Annotated in this window: 16 protein-coding genes; 7 read left to right on the forward strand and 9 right to left on the reverse strand. The window is 53.3% G+C overall.

Translation table 11 applies throughout. The annotated features are described in order from the left end of the window. Nucleotides 1-3 precede the first annotated feature (3 nt). Entirely contained in the window at nucleotides 4-447 is a 444-nt protein-coding gene (locus MTHE_RS03095) for a universal stress protein (RefSeq protein WP_011695790.1), read from the reverse strand. A gap of 4 nt (nucleotides 448-451) precedes the next feature. Further along, nucleotides 452-1600 (reverse strand): amidohydrolase family protein, encoded by a 1149-nt coding sequence (locus MTHE_RS03100; protein WP_011695791.1) that lies wholly within the window; start codon nucleotides 1598-1600, stop codon nucleotides 452-454. A 1-nt stretch (nucleotide 1601) separates the two neighbouring features. On the opposite strand from MTHE_RS03100, the gene MTHE_RS03105 reads away from it, so the two are divergent. Then, the gene (locus MTHE_RS03105) at nucleotides 1602-2270 is read left to right on the forward strand and encodes a 2,5-diamino-6-(ribosylamino)-4(3H)-pyrimidinone 5'-phosphate reductase (RefSeq protein ID WP_011695792.1); all 669 of its coding nucleotides are present in this window, start codon (nucleotides 1602-1604) and stop codon (nucleotides 2268-2270) included. On the opposite strand, the gene MTHE_RS03110 is transcribed toward MTHE_RS03105, so the two are convergent. After that, entirely contained in the window at nucleotides 2257-2955 is a 699-nt protein-coding gene (locus tag MTHE_RS03110) for a DUF169 domain-containing protein (RefSeq protein WP_011695793.1), read from the reverse strand. The genes MTHE_RS03105 and MTHE_RS03110 overlap by 14 nt on opposite strands. Before the next feature lie 377 nt (nucleotides 2956-3332). Here MTHE_RS03110 and MTHE_RS03115 point away from each other — a divergent pair, with 377 nt between their 5' ends. Further along, nucleotides 3333-3704 (forward strand): lamin tail domain-containing protein, encoded by a 372-nt coding sequence (locus tag MTHE_RS03115; RefSeq protein WP_175265727.1) that lies wholly within the window; start codon nucleotides 3333-3335, stop codon nucleotides 3702-3704. A 237-nt stretch (nucleotides 3705-3941) separates the two neighbouring features. Here the strand turns inward: MTHE_RS03115 and MTHE_RS03120 are convergent, their stop codons facing one another. After that, nucleotides 3942-4124, reverse strand: a complete 183-nt coding sequence (locus MTHE_RS03120; protein ID WP_011695795.1) for a PUA domain-containing protein — start codon at nucleotides 4122-4124, stop codon at nucleotides 3942-3944. 138 nt (nucleotides 4125-4262) lie between these two features. After that, nucleotides 4263-4862, reverse strand: coding sequence for a thermonuclease family protein (locus tag MTHE_RS03125; RefSeq protein WP_232840893.1), 600 nt, complete (start codon nucleotides 4860-4862; stop codon nucleotides 4263-4265). Nucleotides 4863-5057: 195 nt separating this feature from the next. Here MTHE_RS03125 and trmY point away from each other — a divergent pair, with 195 nt between their 5' ends. After that, a complete protein-coding gene (gene trmY, locus MTHE_RS03130) occupies nucleotides 5058-5648 on the forward strand; it encodes a tRNA (pseudouridine(54)-N(1))-methyltransferase TrmY (protein WP_011695797.1) in 591 nt (196 codons plus the stop codon). Between the two features lie 120 nt (nucleotides 5649-5768). Beyond that, complete coding sequence (locus tag MTHE_RS03135; protein WP_011695798.1) at nucleotides 5769-6740, forward strand: flavodoxin domain-containing protein; 972 nt, start codon at nucleotides 5769-5771, stop codon at nucleotides 6738-6740. Between the two features lie 62 nt (nucleotides 6741-6802). Here MTHE_RS03135 and MTHE_RS03140 read toward each other — a convergent pair whose 3' ends face one another. Then, entirely contained in the window at nucleotides 6803-8056 is a 1254-nt protein-coding gene (locus MTHE_RS03140) for a tRNA(Ile)(2)-agmatinylcytidine synthase (protein WP_011695799.1), read from the reverse strand. A gap of 262 nt (nucleotides 8057-8318) precedes the next feature. Between MTHE_RS03140 and MTHE_RS03145 the strand changes: the two genes are divergently transcribed. The 3 genes from MTHE_RS03145 to MTHE_RS03155 all read left to right on the forward strand — a co-directional run bounded on the left by MTHE_RS03145 (nucleotide 8319) and on the right by MTHE_RS03155 (nucleotide 13735). Beyond that, the gene (locus tag MTHE_RS03145; protein ID WP_394296053.1) at nucleotides 8319-8942 is read left to right on the forward strand and encodes an ArsR/SmtB family transcription factor; all 624 of its coding nucleotides are present in this window, start codon (nucleotides 8319-8321) and stop codon (nucleotides 8940-8942) included. A gap of 20 nt (nucleotides 8943-8962) precedes the next feature. Then, nucleotides 8963-11128 carry a CDC48 family AAA ATPase gene (locus tag MTHE_RS03150; protein WP_011695801.1) on the forward strand — a complete coding sequence of 722 codons (2166 nt, stop codon included), beginning with the start codon at nucleotides 8963-8965 and terminating at the stop codon, nucleotides 11126-11128. A 2202-nt stretch (nucleotides 11129-13330) separates the two neighbouring features. After that, nucleotides 13331-13735 carry a hypothetical protein gene (locus MTHE_RS03155; RefSeq protein WP_175265728.1) on the forward strand — a complete coding sequence of 135 codons (405 nt, stop codon included), beginning with the start codon at nucleotides 13331-13333 and terminating at the stop codon, nucleotides 13733-13735. Between the two features lie 27 nt (nucleotides 13736-13762). Here MTHE_RS03155 and MTHE_RS03160 read toward each other — a convergent pair whose 3' ends face one another. The 3 genes from MTHE_RS03160 to MTHE_RS03170 all read right to left on the reverse strand — a co-directional run bounded on the left by MTHE_RS03160 (nucleotide 13763) and on the right by MTHE_RS03170 (nucleotide 17364). Then, nucleotides 13763-14548 carry a hypothetical protein gene (locus MTHE_RS03160; RefSeq protein WP_175265729.1) on the reverse strand — a complete coding sequence of 262 codons (786 nt, stop codon included), beginning with the start codon at nucleotides 14546-14548 and terminating at the stop codon, nucleotides 13763-13765. 1065 nt (nucleotides 14549-15613) lie between these two features. Beyond that, on the reverse strand, nucleotides 15614-16417 hold the full coding sequence (locus tag MTHE_RS03165; protein ID WP_011695805.1) for a 2-amino-3,7-dideoxy-D-threo-hept-6-ulosonate synthase: 804 nt from the start codon (nucleotides 16415-16417) through the stop codon (nucleotides 15614-15616). Between the two features lie 248 nt (nucleotides 16418-16665). Beyond that, on the reverse strand, nucleotides 16666-17364 hold the full coding sequence (locus MTHE_RS03170; RefSeq protein WP_011695806.1) for an FkbM family methyltransferase: 699 nt from the start codon (nucleotides 17362-17364) through the stop codon (nucleotides 16666-16668). Between the last annotated feature and the right edge of the window lie 2 nt (nucleotides 17365-17366).

Raw genomic sequence — 17366 nt, forward strand, 5'->3', positions numbered from 1 at the left:
GGATCAGCCCTCCTTTCTCTCGCCGGGCACTGTTAAAACTGGAACTCTGGAGTGCTGGACCACCTTCTCTGCAACACTTCCAAGAAGGAACCTGTCGAGGCCACTCCTCCCAACGCTTCCCATGACGAGGAGATCCACGCTGAGATCGCGAGAGAGCTTCAGGATCTCGTCAGTCGGCTTTCCCTCGACAATCCTCTTCTCGCACGGCACGCCAGCCTCAGACGCGATCGACTCAACGTATGATGTTGCATCTTCACCCTCCTTGAGGAGCATGTCCCTTATGCCAACAAGAATCATCTCATCAGGGAGGTGGCTAAGCCTGCCTGTGTCCGCCACATAGACCGCTATGACCCTGGCCCCCAGATTCCGGGCGAGCTCCACGCCGAACCTCGCGGCCCTCTCGCTCGTCACAGAGCCATCCGTCGCTATCATAATCTTCTCGATCATGCTTTCAGATCCTCAGTATTATATCAGAGGGCTCAGCCCTTCTCACGATGCTTCCCAATGGATTCAACGATCCCCTCATGTTGCGTGAGTTCCTGTCGAACACCATCACCCGCGCCTCCTTTCCGGGATCGACGGAGCCGAGCCTCTCATCCATTCCCAGTGCTCTTGCTCCATTTATCGTGCACATCATAAAAACCTGTCTGTCGTCTCTGACAAGCGCTTTTGAGAGAAGCTCCATCTCCCTGAAGATGTTGGTCGAATTTATCATAATGTTATCCGTACCCACACAGACATTGATTCCCAGAGATAGCATCGATGAGACATCAGGAAGGCCGGCGCGTGTGAAGAGGTTCGATCTGGGGCACACGACCACAGAGGCGCCAGATTCCGCAACATCCCTGAGATCGGAGCGCTCCGCTCTGGAGAGATGTATGAGAATGTCGGGGTCGAGCGCGAGCGCGCCATCTATATCATCCCTGCCGGCCTCTCCAGCGTGTATCGCGATGCGCTTTCCCTCTTTTCTTGCGATCCTCACAACCTCATCCACAAAACTCTGATCGTAATCCCTAGTGCTGCTAAGCCCGACTCCCCAGCATGCTGGATGTATATCCCATGGCGCCCTCAGAGGCCTGCCGAAGATCCTGCTCTGGATCCCCAAACCCTCGATAGCTCTGAGGAGTAGCTCCACGCCGTGAGAACCACCCTCCCTGAAATCGCCGAAGACGCAGGTCCCGGTATCTAGCATCTCTGAAACAGAGAAGCGCATCGATTCGACGAGGAGATCATCGCTCGCGCTCTCAAGAATTCTGTGCTTGAGACCGCCCGGCCCTACAAGATCCGCGAGATCCATGAACGGCGGATCCTTCGCGATGGAGTCCGCGACATGTGTGTGCGCATTGACAAATGCAGGGCATATGATTCCCTCGAGGTGGCCTCTCTCTTTGCCCTCACCGATCTCTTTTATTACGCCGTTCTCTATAACGACGTACCCATCCAGGACAACCATATCCTCGCCTGCGATCACCGTCCCGGAGAGTATCAGCTCATCCTGAAAGCCAGCATCCTCTGATGCAGAGGCGAGAGATCCCGGACCGGAATATTTGCTGATGGGCGGGGCATTCAGCTTATTAACATCCTCATCGATTCTGCGCATGATGAGACCCTATGTTCTGATCAACAGCGCAATGAGCGCCGATGGGAAGATAAGCTCTTTTCTCAGGCGACAGGTGCGCATCTCCGGGTCTGAGGACCTCCTCAGGGTGGAGAGGCTCCGCGCGGAGAGCGATGCAGTGATGGTTGGATTGGGAACTGTCATTGCAGACGACCCGACGCTCCGAGTGAAGTCTGAGGCGCTGCGATCATGGAGGCTGGAAAGAGGTGTGCCGGAGAACCCTCTCCGGATCGTGGCTGACAGCAGGGCCAGAACGCCTCCGGAAGCCAGGGTTCTGGGGCCGGGATGCATCGTGGCTGTATCGAGATATGCCCCTGAGGATAGACTCAAAGAACTCTCTGAGAGGTGCGAGATCGCGATCTGTGGGGAGGATCGCGTTGATCTCAGAGAGCTTCTGGAGATGCTGTACAGGAGGGGCGTGAGGAGGTTGATGGTCGAGGGAGGAGGCACCCTGAACTGGTCGCTCATAGAGCAGGGGCTCGTCGACGAGATTTGCGTCTTCGTGGGGCCCATGGTGATAGGGGGTCAAGATGCTCCCACGCTCGTGGACGGCAGAGGCTTCCCGGAGAACTTTCAGAGGCTGGAGCTTGAATCCGCGGAACGCATCGATGATGGTCTTCTCCTGAAATGGAGGGTGGTCAGGAGCGCATGAATCTGTCCCAGCCCTCGTGCCTCTCCTTCAGAACCCTGCATATGTCCTCGAGCATCTCAAATGGGATTCCAACAACCACATCGTTATCTGTAAGCCCGGTCTTTTTCGCGGACCCGTCACATCCAAGCGAGACGTTCACATCGCCCTTGAGGATCGGGGACGCTGTGGCATCGACGCAGAAGGACTGGATGCCAGCTGTATCAAGATTCATGCGCCCACCGCGCCTGTACAGGACGGCCTGCACTATGCGTCGGGCCTGCAGAGCATTTCCGACGAAGATGACCACGTCAGGATTCATATTCAGCTTTGAGAGAGGCGCGACAAGAGTCGCAACCGTGCTGCCAGCCGGAATCTTTGGGAGGTTCGAAACTATCCTCTGACCTACAGTTGGCGTGGCACATTTGTTCAATTTTGAGAAATACAGCTTCCCCTGAACTATATTATCCGGGAAGGCGTGCAGGCCTATACCAGCAGCTCCGCCTCTGCAGGCATGTTTATCAGACCTCGCAAACAGCACTTCGCCTCTTCGTGCGCGCTGTACCATCCCACAGTACGGCAGCGGGCTCTCTATTTCCTTAAGATCCTTCGGGATATCCTCTTCGCTCTTGAAGAGAACCACACCTACAGGCTCGCTATCGAGGCCGAGCGTGCTCTTCAGAATATCCGACATCTCAGCATAATCCATAATGACACCTCATTTGGTCTGGTTATATCATAGGATTTCTCTGTTGCGCTCTGTTGCTGGAGCATGTCCAAATACAACCAGATCGCTTCTGAGAACCAAAAGCATTGGAGTTTATGTCTGGCGTTCCAGCTCTTTATTTGGACATGTCCTGTTGATGGGAAGCGTTTCAATTAAATTCCTCTAATTGTTGAGAAGTTTATATCAAAATTAATCTCAATAAGATGTTATAAACCTGGTTATAATCTCATAAGTCAAAAATTACTTAGAAAAGTTTAAATCTTTGCAGCTAATCGTAGTAATAACCTCTCTAGAAGAGGTGGGGAAGTATGGTGTGGATCACAAAAGCGTGTTTGGGACTGGCCATCCTGCTGGTCCTATTGGCATCCCCTGTATATGGGGATGGAAATGTATCGAGCTCCGAAACGCCTGTGAGAATATCGAACGTCAGCTTCGTGGCGCCGAGTCCGGAGAGGGCGAATCTCAATGAGGAATGGGTGAAGATCGAGAACATCGGAAAGATTGATGTGGATCTCACCGGCTGGAGCATATCAGATGAACAGGAGCACACATATGTGTTCCCCGATGGATTCATCCTCCGGTCTGGTGCCAGTGTGAAGGTGCACACAGGCACTGGCAATAATACCCAGGAGGACCTCTACTGGGGAAGGAGCGTCCCTGTCTGGAACAACGATGGGGACAGTGCCACATTGCGGGATAGCTCCGGCAGCATCATCGACAGCAAGCCCTGACCAAGGGCAATATTTTTTCGCTATTGTGTGTTCAGCAACTTAGAGGACATGTAGTCCGGTTGCTGGAAGCACTCATTCATTCTCCAAGAACGCACGCCAGGGCCATTGTCTTTCCAGGGAAGTCATTATATGGATAAGAGCGTATTTTTATCGCACATAAATTCTGGTTGTGCCGACCAGCTAAAAGGAGATCAGAACAGCGGCACCACCAGCCGGCTGTTCTGAATGATGCAGGTTTTAATATGCTTTCGCTACTGTTATCACCCTGTCGTTCCTGTCTAGCACCAGCACCTCGTCTCCCGGGTTCACATCCGGATCTGCCCTGAGCACCAGCTTCGAGAAGACGCGCCCGCCCCTCGCCACGAAGGGCACTGCGTAATCGGAGACGACAACTTTTTTAGGTATGTTCGCACCACTCATGGCTTCTCACCGCTCTCTACTGTTGCAACTGCTTTGATATGAATTTTTCGATAAATAATAACAATAGATGTTATTAATAATATCACCATATCATGCGCGTGTGTGTTGAAGGCTCCTGGGCAGATCCCTTTCCGCACGTCATGGAGGTTTGCAGACGCGGCAGGGAGTGTATCCCTTCGAGCGCGCCTCTGACGGGCTGGAGAAACATATTAGGTTAACAGGGGAGATCTTCTGCGCCCACTCGCAGTCAGGGTAGTGGTATTTGTTTGACTTCACCGAGCCGACGTATGCGCACCCTCCGCCTGGCTGGAGCGAGCTGTGGTTCCACCAATCAGCCGGATTGAACTCGTTATCTGTAAAATCCCTCACAACAGCGTGGCCGCTATCAACGATCATCCTGTTGAAGTTCATCTCCGGATCCGGCGCGCCATTTTCATCCAGATAAACAACACAGATCCATCTCCCGTAGTCGTCTCTACCCTTCAGATCGTCTATGTCCAGCCAGACTGTGCGCCCGAAAAGCCAGGAGATCGTGTAGTTCGCGGCGGCCCTCCCTGCCTCTGTATCCATCTCCGGACAGTCGACATCCGCCAGCCGCACCCTGCCAAGACCTTCAACGTCGAACGTGTCTCCGTCCACCACCTTGACGACTGTCCCGTGAAACTCATCCGGTACAGAAGTAACACAGCCCACAACAAAGACGAGCAGGATGGCCATTGCTGGCTGCAGAAGCTTCACATCCCCAGATCTCGAATGGCATGATTTATTGTTTACGACGACCACTATTGTTCCGCATATGGACCTGAAATGAGCATCTTATGTGCCGGCTGAAGGCCGATCGATACGAGCGAACCGAATGGCCGATCAGGATTTAAAACCTCACTCGATTGAGATCCTGTATAGTTTGAATATCATGAACACGATGATGTGATCATGCGCGACTTTGTGATTGTGGGTCATATCGCTAAGACCACGCCGGATTTCTCCCTGGAGGATCTGCCTGGAACCTCAGGAAGGATAGATGTGCTTTGCAGATGCGTCAACTCGGCATTCATGCTCTCACATGGAATAAGAAGAGATGTCCGGTGCCATCTTATCCTCATGGGCGGGCCCGAGCCAAAGATACTTCGCTTTGATGGAAGCAGGCTCCGCCATCTGAATCCAGACGAAAGGAGCACGGCTGCCCTGATAAAGCGCGCGCTCTCCATCGATGCCAGCCCCTCCTGGAGGGAGTCCACGCCAGGCATTTACATCAGGAAAGGAGATCTCAGATCGCTGCTCGAGTCTCTGAGGGATGAGGGTCAGAGGCTGTACTACCTCAGAGAAGATGGCGCTCCCCTCAGTGAGTCAGTTTCAGATGGCGTGTTCGTACTAGGAGATCACACAGGCATGACAGGAGATGAGGAGCATCTCCTGGATTCAATGGGAGCTGAGACTGTAAGCATAGGCCCGCTGAGCCTGCACGCAGACCACTGCATAGTGATAGTAAACTGGATGTGCGATAACGCCGCTCTGAGGAGATGATCCGCTCAGGAGATATGAAGCTGTAAGCACTTCCCGGCAGTGAAACGCGGTGTCTCTCCAGCAGCCGTCTCAAGCCATACAAGGAAGGGATTAAAAGGCGGCGAATCAATACTTCCTGGGATGATCCGGACTCTTGTGGTTTACGATAGCAGATACGGCTCGACAGAGGAGGTCGCACGGACACTCTCGCTGATTCTGGGGCCTTCTGATGCTGTGAAGGTCGACGAGATCCAGCCGGAGCACAGGAGGTTCGAGCTCTTCGTTCTGGGCGCGCCTGTGTACAAGGGTGTCATCAGCCCGAAACTCTGGAACTTCGTCAGGGAGAGCCTGAGCTGGCTGCGGGAAAAGAGGATCGCGCTCTTCACCACATCCATAGACAGGAAGGATGGCGAGACAAATCTGGAAAGCCTCAAAAAGATACTGGGAGAGAGTGTACTTCTCTCGAGAGCCCTCGGGGGAAGGATGTGCGTCGAGAGGCTGAGCTCAAATGATCTCCTCGGCATGGAGTCGTTCTGCAAGAGGAAGGGCTTTCTATTCCAGGATATCGACACACTGGTCAGGGAGGAGGTTGTTGAGTTCGGCCTGGAGATCAAGCGGACAAGAGATACGATCTCTCCTAGAATGCCGGTTAACGAGCTCCGGAGGCTGATAGATGCATTTCTTGCTTCGCACAACACGTGTACACTTGCAACAGGTTATGGGTCAAGGGTCAGGGCGACGCCTCTTGAGTACCTCTACAGAAATGGCGCCATGTACATTCTGAGCGAGGGCGGGGAGAAGTTCGCGAACATCGTGCTGAACGAAAGGGTCTCGGTCGCGGTTTACGATCCGTATGAGAGCATGAGGGATGTGGCAGGGATACAGCTGACCGGCAGGGCTGGCTTCGTCGAGGAGGGCAGCGATGAGTACAGTGATGTGCTCAGGCAGAGGGGAATAAGCCAGAACATTATCTCTTCACTCCCTGTGCGGCTTTATATGATCAAAATCATGCTGGAAAGAGCCGAGCTCCTGTGCGCCAGACTGAAATCCAGAGGCTACGAGATAACGCAGATCTATGACTTCCCGGAGTTCGGGGCGGCGGGATCGAATTAGGTTTAATGTAGCTGATCTGGCCGCACCTGGCTGAAGGACGGAGGTGATGCCAGAGACCCGAACTACCTGCTCGGATGCGCCCTGGGATTCCGCGTTCTCACAAGAGGCTTCGCCAGATGTCTCCTCGCAGATGGCGGGACCTCATAGAGGCCCTCTTCGATATCTCGAGGATGCTCCACGATCTCAGCCTCCATGGATCTCGTCCTACACCTCCTGCACCTGTATCCCTTGCCGGATCCGGCAGACTCCATGCGCCTGCCGCATGCGCAGAGCGGCGGCCTGGATCTCCTCTGCCTCTCAAGAGAGATTATGTCGATCTTCTCCAGGTTCAACGTGCCGGACTTCATGGAGCCGTAGACCTCTATCAGATCTCCAGGAATCAGCGATCTGACGATCTTTCTGAAGCATTTCGTAGGCTCGAAGGCAGCACATTCGATTTTCCTCTCTCCCAGGTCGATGGGGAAGAAGACATGCCCTCCCTCGATCACGCGCGGCTCTCCAGCAACGCTGCCGCGCAGCCTATAGCTCCTGTCATCATGAAGAAGGATATCGCGATCACTCATATCTATGATGTGCGCATCTGTCCCCTGGTTTGTTACGTACATCACGCATCTCTCAGGCGCCTCAGATCTTATCATGCTGAACGCCCTTCTTATCGCTCCGGGATCATCACCGCGAATCCCGAAGAGCACAGGATCTGGCGAGTGTGGGGAGAAGACTATGCGCCTGTTCGAGTAATCCACCGTGTCCCAGGTCGCGGGATACGTCGCTCTGTCCGCATTCCATATCGAATCCTCATCGAGAGCTCTCGGCGTTCCCCAGAGCCCTCTCCGCCTGTACGCGATGAGCTCGTATGTGTGATCGTCGAACTCCGAGCCGACTGCTGCGAGCGCGCCGATGAGTCCTCGCTGATTCTTGAAGCCGCGGTGCCATATGCCCTCAGATGACAGTATCCTCTTCGCCTCCTCGATCTCCAGGATCTCCGTGACCGCCCTCCTGTAAAACCGCCTCATCTCCGCGGTGACCCTGTCTGCGATCACGAGCCCGGGGTTTGTGTTTCTTCCTGAGAGATCTGAGAGCTCCAAGAGTGTATCAAGTGCGAGCTTCCCGATCTCTTCTGGGTCCTCGGCCTCGACGGGTATGGCGATGGCTGCATTTCCCCTGGTCTTGTATCTCGCACACGGATTGAGGCGCACAAGCCTCGGTGCGCCAGTTTGACATCCGCTCGCCCTGAGCCTCTCTATGAGTACTGCTGCGAGATACGTTGTGCAGAATCCCCTCTCAGAGTCCGTGTCATCTATACCTACGATAAGCATCTCCGAATCACATCTGCCGATTTACAGAGAATTGTACAGCCAGCAGAGTCGGATGCGTCCATAAATAAGCCTTTGGCTCAAGATGCAGTGTTGAATGATCAGAAGCTATGAAGTCGAATGCCATCGATTTTATCAGAATTGAAATTTGCATGAATTCGTCCTCAGCTATCGGATCCTCTAACATTTTTCAACACAGCAGAAAAACCAAAATGCTTATATCTAACTTTTTGTTACTAACCATCAGTTATGATTTCGTGGCAGGGTGTTCGGCTTGGATCCGGTCGAGCTGCTTGATGTTCTTGGAAACGAGAACAGGAGGCGCATACTTCAGCTCCTCTCATTCCGACCATTCTACTTCAATGAGATAGCCAAGAGGCTCGATGTCGGACCGAAGGCTGTTATTGATCACCTTGGAGTTCTGGAAGCAGCCGGGCTGATCGAGTGCTACAGGGATGAGAGGAGGCGCAAGTACTTCCGGCTGGCGAGAAATGTCGTCCTGGAGGTCGCGCTGGCGTCGCACTCATATGGGGTGAGGGTCTATGCGCTCTCCTGTCCATCTATGGAGAGGGAGTCGGACTGCCGCGATCTCAGAGCGATACATGAGGAGCTCTCAGCGCTCGCAGCCGAGATGGACAGGCTTAGAATGATGATGGCAGATGTTGCAACGAGGGAGCTGGAGCTGCGCCAGAGGGCGATGAGAGCGATAGAGGAGTGCGCGACCGATGAGATCGAGGAGGAACTGCTCTTCTCACTCCTATCAGGCAGCTCAACAGAGGAGATGCTCGCTGAAAGGCTCAAGATGCCCCCAGCGGTTGTGAGAGAATCGCTCGCAAGGCTTGAGTCGAGGGGGCTGGTGCGCTTCGAGAATGGCTCCTGGAGCATTTAAATCTGTGAGGAAGATCGCCGATGAATGATCAGATAGTTCTCAGAGTGGCAGAGGCATACCACAGGGATGCGGGTAAGAGCATAGCCAGGATCAGTCTGGATGTAATTAACAGGCTGGGGCTCAAGAACGGCGACGTGGTTGAGATCCAGGGAAGGAACAAGGTATGCGCCCTGGCATGGCCCGGAAACCCGGGAGATGCGCCTGACATAATAAGAATCGACGGAAACCTGAGATCGAATCTGGGTGTGGGGATAGACGACAGGGTCTTCGTAAGACGGACTGAGGTAAAACCCGCGAGAAGGGTGCTGCTCGCTCCGACGAGGAGCATAAGGCTGATAGGCGGACCGCAGTACCTCCTCAGGATCCTGGAGGGGAGGCCGGTCACAAAGGGCGAGCAGATACGGATAGAGATGATCACGAACTACCTGATGATGGTGGTTGTGAGCACAACTCCTCCAGGGCCTGTCGTCATAACCAGAGACACCGTCATAAACATAACGAGCGAGCAGATCGAGGGCTTCCAGTTCAGAGACGTCACCTACGAGGATATCGGCGGTCTGAGCAGGGAGATCCGAGCGATACGTGAGATGGTTGAGCTGCCCCTCAGACACCCTGAGGTCTTCCAGAAGCTCGGCATAACGCCTCCAAAAGGTGTTTTGCTCCACGGTCCACCTGGTACCGGCAAGACGCTCATTGCCAGGGCTGTGGCAAGCGAGACCGACGCGACATTCACGGCCATATCCGGCCCGGAGATCATGTCCAGGTACTACGGAGAGAGCGAGCAGCGACTGAGGCAGATCTTCGAAGATGCGCAGAAGAGCGCGCCATCGATAATCTTCATCGATGAGATAGACTCGATAGCCCCCAAGAGGGAGGAGGTACTGGGAGATCTCGAAAGGAGGGTCGTCGCGCAGCTCCTCTCGCTCATGGATGGTCTCACATCCAGGGGAGAGGTGATAGTTATTGCTGCGACGAACCGCCCAAACGCTCTCGATCCTGCCCTCCGGCGCGGCGGAAGGTTTGACAGGGAGGTCGAGATAGGAATTCCGAACAAGAACGGCAGGCTGGAGATACTCTATGTGCATACGAGGGGTATGCCGCTCGATGATTCCCTGGATCTGAGCGAGATCGCCGAGATGACGCATGGGTTTGTGGGAGCGGATCTCGCATCCCTCTGCAAGGAGGCCGCGATGCATACGATAAGCAGGATCCTTCCAGATCTTGATATCGAGGAGGAGATCCCTCCGGAGATACTGGATCAGCTGAAGGTCAGCCGTGAGGACTTTCTCGCTGCGATGAAGAAGATCGAGCCGAGCGCGATGCGCGAGGTCCTTGTGGAGATCCCCGAAGTCCACTGGTCTGACATCGGCGGCCTGGAGGACGCAAAGCAGGCCCTGAGGGAGGCCGTGGAGTGGCCGATAATGTATCCGGAGGCCTTCGAGGCTGTGGGGATAAGGCCTCCGAGAGGAGTTCTCCTGTATGGTCCTCCGGGCACAGGAAAGACCATGATCGCCAGGGCGGTAGCAACAGAGTCTGGGATCAACTTCATAAGCATCAAGGGGCCGGAGCTGATGAGCAAGTGGGTTGGCGAGTCCGAGCGGGCCGTTCGCGAGGTCTTCAGGAAGGCAAAGCAGGCCGCGCCTGCGCTGATATTCTTCGATGAGATAGATTCGATAGTTCCTGCGAGGGACTCAGGCAGGGATTCACACGTCACGGAAAGGGTCGTGAGCCAGCTGCTCACCGAGATCGATGGTCTCGTTGAGCTGAAGGATGTTGTCGTTCTCGCAGCCACGAACAGACCTGACCTGATAGATCCGTCGCTCCTGCGTCCCGGAAGGTTCGACAGGATGATCTACATACAGATGCCGGATCTCGCTGCGCGAAAGAAGATCTTCGAGATATACATGCGAAAGATGCCGGTGGCAGGTGATGTGAATATCGATGAGCTTGCCGCCAGAACCGATGGATACACTGGCGCGGACATAGAGATGATATGCAGGGAGGCAGGAATGCTTGCCCTGAGAGAGAAGATCCAGCCAGGCATGAAGCGCGAGTCACTGCTGCTGAGCCAGATCCAGGTGAGAAGGGACCACTTCGAGAGGGCTTATCAGAATATAAAGCCCCACATGCCACCGGAGACGTTGAAGGAGTACCTGAGGATAATGGAGATGTTTGGCAGCGGCTGAGTGGGTTTTATCTTGCGGAGTGGAAATGGCGGAGCGAGCCATCGCTCTTCGCCGACAGGCTCTGATGTTGGCTGGTCGAAGCGCGAGAAGACTGTATTCGTGCCTGGGATGAAGACGGGGAGCCATGCTGAGTCTCGACATTTGTCATCAAAGCTGTCTCAAAACTGTTTAAGCGATGATGCTGATCTGCGTCAACCCTGTGCAGAAATGCGATCCTTATAAACCAATACGCATGGGAATTTTGAGACAACTTCATCGAATACTTTCGCACTGCATGGCTAACAGCTTCATATCCGCACAGCTACTACTATCTTGGCCGCTCGTCACCGCTGTTATTGCTACTCCCGGACGGGCGGATCTATCCCCCTTCTTGATACATGTGCGGATCTCCCAAATCACATACTGATGCACATGACCTGCGGCAAGCAGGTTGCTCCAGGATTCTGGACGGATTGAGCGCTGTAACATTTAGTGATGCGCACAACCTGCGCAAAGTTGGATTTTATGAACCTGCACATATGTGCCGGAGACCTCGACAGACCTGATGGGCTATTATTTTCATAGCCGTCATCAAATGACGGGTCTGTGGAGCACGGATTGGATCCTTGTGTCCATGTCAGATGCGATTTTAACCAAAATTTTGAAGACCTCCAGAGAGAGCTCTGATATCACTTCTCCCGCTCTGGTTGCGATCTCCCCAATAAGATTGCATGCAATGCTTATGATTTGTGATAAAGCATTCTTCGAGACCTCGAGAACGTGTGCGATAGGCATCACTGTATTCAATTTTTCACTGCTTTGTGCCCAGATGCAGATGCATAAGATCACCACTATCATGAGAAGAACAATAGCGGATTTCCTCATTCAGGAGCCCTCTTCACGTCCGACATGAAGTTTCTGTAGTTTGATGTATAATAATTTTTTGTATAACATTATATCTTACAATGCGCATCCACGCACGCGGTGTAATTCGGCAGACGCTCTCCTGTGCGTGAGCAACTTGCAGCCTGCGATGTGGCTGGTGAAAGCACTCATTCATTCGTCACGAATGCATAGCATGACCACTACCCCTTTTGGGCAAGTCGTCAAAATGGATAAGAGCGTGGCAGAAAGTCATGTAATTGAATCATAGAACAGCCTCGCAGGGGTCGATTCATCAGTGCATCATGCCAAAGGCGCGCTTCCTGCCGGCTGACGCTGCAGGAGCTAGCCAGCACCCAGTATCCCAAATTGAGATAAACGCAGAGGCACCGCAGCTCATCGCAGAAGATAGGAATGTGATTTGCACCTGTAAGAGAACATCCCATTTTCCTTTACAAGCAGCCTACCTAATCCCTGCAGTTACAATGATGTCACGCATGTGCTCAGGAATAAAGGCAAAACATACATATGTACAGCAGGAGCATGGACATGCCCAGGAGCATAGACGCGCCGATGAGGGCGATCTTCATCATGATCACCTTTTACATGATCCGAAAGAACTTTTAGAGAAAACACCCATGATCCAAGGTCACCCATGTGGATGAAAATGGACCTTTGCGAGAACCATTTTCATACCAATCAGTCATGCAAGGCAGGACCTCAGCCGGCCTTGCCAGTATTCCCGCAGCTGATTCAATTCGAGAGAAAGCGATTTGAGCTGCCCGAACGGATGCTCTAGCTTTATAAAGCATCTGCTGAGAGAGTTCCACAACCTCTGCCTCCTTATGTATATCCCCATTTCACACTCCTGCAGGAAATCGCATAATCGAGACCCAGCCGGAGCACAATATCTTCTGCAATTTTTTGTAGATAAATGGGTACGAACCTCTGATAAGTAGTAGAAATAATTATGATGAATACGATGCCATAAATCTCAAGGATGGCGTTGCACCTCCCCGACCTGAAGGAAGGGGATTCCACTACCCCACACCCCAGAGGTTCTAGGACTTTGTGAGGGATCGATGGCGGTCGCGTTCATGGGCTGCTCGGTATCTGGGGTCCAGCTGGGCTTTCAGGCCTGTGCAGCCTATTTTCGAATCCATCTCGAGTCAGCCCATATGCCCTCAGTGGTCACATGGTGTACCTCGAGTGGCACTGCATCTGTTGCAGTCCATTGCTGCTGGAGTTTTGAGCACGCTCAGAGATCCAGGCCCGCAGTTCCAATCCGCACACACATCTCGTGCGAGACGCTTTTATCATCATCCTGAACATTTTCTTCTCATGAGATGCTTAATTGCATGCGTCATGATACTGCTGGTCGCACAGGCGGTCGCGCATCCTCTTGAGGCCAGCGGAAGGGTGAGCAGCATATCGAGTGGTGATACGTTTATGGTAGACGGCTTCGGTATTGTCCATCTCGCCGATGTGAGGGCGCCGGATGTCCATACCGTAGATGGCGTCCATTCAAAGGAGTTCACCATGGAGAGGCTTCTGAACGTGCAGGTTTTTCTCGATATCGATAATGTGACCGGCTACCGGCCAGATGGAATAACTGAGTGTCTCGTCTACCTCTCCAACCCGGATGGGACGCCAGACCTGCAGAGGCTCTTCAACAGAATTATCATGGATGCAGGCTTCGCGAATTTGCGCGACGACGAGAACGAGTTCGATCCAGCCTCGTGGTGACGGGTGCAGTTGTAACTGCAGGTGAGATCACGCGCGCTCGCGCTCCACATGCTCCCGGATAAGGCTCTCCAGAAAACCAGCTATCCCTCCCGGGTAGCATGCCTCGAGCGCATCTAACTCGGCCATCATCCTGCCATCGAGGCCGGCGCCTCTGAGAATCTCTTTGTACTGTTTATCTATGGATTTCTTATCAGCCCTGACCATGGGGATCTGCAGCCTCACGACCTGCTCTGGGGTCATGGCTATGTGCATCACTCGCATACCTGAATCTGAGAGAGCATCCCTGAGAGTAGTGACAAAGGAGAGTCCGGATGGGCTCAGATCTGCCATGCATAGGAGACACAATTCCTCATCCTCTGCTCTTATGCGAAGATCCTGCAGGGCATCATCCAGTCGTGCTCCGCTCACCGATACGAGAGTGATGCCATATCGGTTGCAGACCGGCCAGATCAGCGGGTTGAGCGCAGATCTGTTGATCCAGAGCTCGGCATCCGCGACCGATCTGTGATCAGGGGTGAGCACATGTATGCCCGGCATCTCTTCCAGAAGCGCATCCCGTGGGATGTACCCCAGTTCAGATGCGAGCGTGACCCACTTGACCAAGCGGCTTGCGTCGCTCTCATCAAACGGCCTGGTTACCCGTATCTCGCCCACAAACCCTCCGCATATCGGGTAATCAGATTTGCCTCTGCGAAGAGCGTGATAGAACAGAGATCTCACAGTCGTCCTAGGCCTGTTGAACTCCTCAAATACCTTTGCCACCCACCTGCACTTTGTCCTGCACGTCTCGGTCTCGACAAAGGGCTCTGCCATCGGCATAATTCTCTGATGCGGGCACCTATAAACCTGCCTGTCTCCAACTGAGAATCGCGCATCTGTGGTGAACTATTCTACTTACCATGAGCGCACTTGAGTTACTGATCGAGTAAAGGCAATAACAGTGGGCATGGTCGTTCATCAGAAATCTGCCAAGAGGGCAATTTACCTCAACGTATTGAGCATGTTCGAGTTATGACAGCAATTCGATCCATTCAGAGCATAATACACCCTGTATTCTGAATTGATATGTTCCGATATCAAGGAGGTGACAAGGCATGGAATGAAGTCGTCTCAAAATTCAAAGCTCAAATGCATATTGATTTATGTGGATTGTATTTCAGCACGGACCTGTCCGAATGAGGATTAGGTGTTTCCGACCTGCGGATTGCGGTAAGGTTCGGATTTCTGGCCTCAGCTCTTATTCGGACACATCTTTCCGCACAGGATTGATGCAGATCAGCATGAGTATTCCTATAAACCCATATTTTCACAATGGCGGATTCTCGCTGATATCGTATTTGGCACACATTTGCCTCAAAACCAGAGATTTTTAGGAATACTCGCATGAGTATTCTTATAAACCCTTATTTTTACAATGGCGGATTCTCGCTGATATCGTATTTGGCTCACATTTTGCCTCAAAACCAGAGGTTTATAGGAATACTCGCATTGTTGATTAAATAATTTCGAGACGATTTATCATTAGAACCGATGATAAAAGATTCGAACAGCGGACTGGGTCAGGTTATTACCGAGTTTCCGATCGCGGTGATACTGCTAACGGAGAGGATCACCCGATATTCCAGAACACTCTTATCCATCTAATGACTTCAGAGACATTGGTCCTCTATGCGCCTCTAGAAAGTAGAGGTGCTTCCAGCGGCCCGTCTGCATACCCACCAAGTTGCCAAAGACATAAGAGCGTTCCAGAAAACGTTCACGACGCAATGCCATACATCTGGATGACATACATCTAGATGAAAATGATCCAGAGCCCGTTTTCGTACCAACATGGTCTGGCCGTTTAGAGTATATGGCCTAAATATGGGGAAGGCCGGCTTACCTCTCGCTCAGTATACTCGCCGCCTCCTCTGCGCTTCTCCCATGATGCACTATGGCGCATATCGCCCTGGTCATGCGCGTCGGATCCCTGTGCTGGAAGACGTTTCTGCCTATCGCGACGCCTCTCGCGCCCGCCTTCATCGCGCCCTCGATCATCTGGAGGAACTCCAGGTCTGTCGCTGTCTTCGGGCCGCCTGCTATGACCACAGGCACCGGGCAACCTGCCACGACATCCCTGAAGCTATCCGGAGATCCTGTGTAGTTCGTCTTTATTATGTCAGCTCCGAGCTCGGCGCCTGCTCTGGCTGCGTGCGCCACGACATCCGGAGCGTTCGGGTTTGTTATATTCTTGCCGCGGGGGTACATCATCGCGACCAGCGGCATGCCCCAGAAGTCGCACCTCTCAGAGACCATCCCCAGGAAGTGGAGCTGCTCTGCCTCTGTCTCGGAGCCGATATTTATGTGGACGCTCACCGCGTCTGCTCCGAGCTTTAGTGCCTCCTCCACCATGGCCACCTGGACCTTGTTGTTCGGATCAGGACCGAGGGAGGTGGAGGCTGACATGTGGACTATCAGGCCTATATCCCTGCCGTAGCCGCGATGCCCATGCCTGACCATCCCCTTCTGCTGGAGCACCGCATTTGCTCCGCCCTTCGCAACCTTATCGACCATCTCAGGCAAGTTCGCAAGCCCCTGTATCGGGCCGACGGATATCCCGTGATCGAGAGGTATTATCACGGTGTTCCCGCTGTCCCTGTCCATGATTCTTTCCAGACGAACACGTTTGCCAATCTCGCTCATAGTGATCTCCCAGTGTTAACGTGGTACATGCTAACAAATGTCATATATAAAAAGATGGCGGTCAGAGTCAGAGATATGCTTTGCCCTGGAATGACCCGGAGATGAGGCTTAGAGGATCTGAGGACGTTTTCACATGATCCTGCAGGCGTTCCTGTTTAGATCCGCATGACTCAGCTGCACTTCTTCAGCGTCATCTCTCTCGTACTCGACCTGCAGACGTTCCTGTTGAGTTTCGCATGACTCAGATCTCAGACGTTTCCCCTCCACTCGCCCATGACTATGGGGACGCTTGGGGCGAAAGGGCTTCTGTATACGCTCGCCCTCACATGGATTATATTCGGCATGAAACCCATCGATCGCAGCCTGCCTGCGACCTGGAGGTCCTCAGCAGGGAAGTGGTACGCTGCAATCGCGATCTTCCTGCAGCGCATTCTATCAGCACAGCTCAGGATCTTCAGCGCAGCACCCTCAGCGTCGATCTTGACCACATCCGGCCCGATCCCAAGCTCCTCGATGAGACCGTTCATGGTGTTGACAGGAACCTCATCCCAGGAGGTGCTTCTGCGGAAGACCAGGGAGTGAGCAACTGTCCCCTCTGCAAGAAATAACCTGCCAGTTCCCCTGAAATCAGACAGAGCCATGCGCAGTGGAATGATGCTATCCATTCCCTCCGAATTCATCCTGAGAAGCTCGTAGTTGCTCCGCTCCGGCTCCACCGCGACCACAAGGCCATCCTCCCCCACCATCCCTGCAGCTCTTAACGCGAACGATCCGATATGCGCGCCAACATCAAACACCACCTCGCCCGGGCGTATGTCCAGGAGATCGTAGTGCCTGTGCTGGTATACGTCCCTTATCATATCAGCGTCCCCCTCGGAGAACGGCCGGAATCTGATCAGAACACCATCTGGGAGCTCTGCGCCCAGCACAAGACGATCCAGATCCATGT

Source organism: Methanothrix thermoacetophila PT, from assembly GCF_000014945.1.
Lineage (GTDB): Archaea > Halobacteriota > Methanosarcinia > Methanotrichales > Methanotrichaceae > Methanothrix_B > Methanothrix_B thermoacetophila.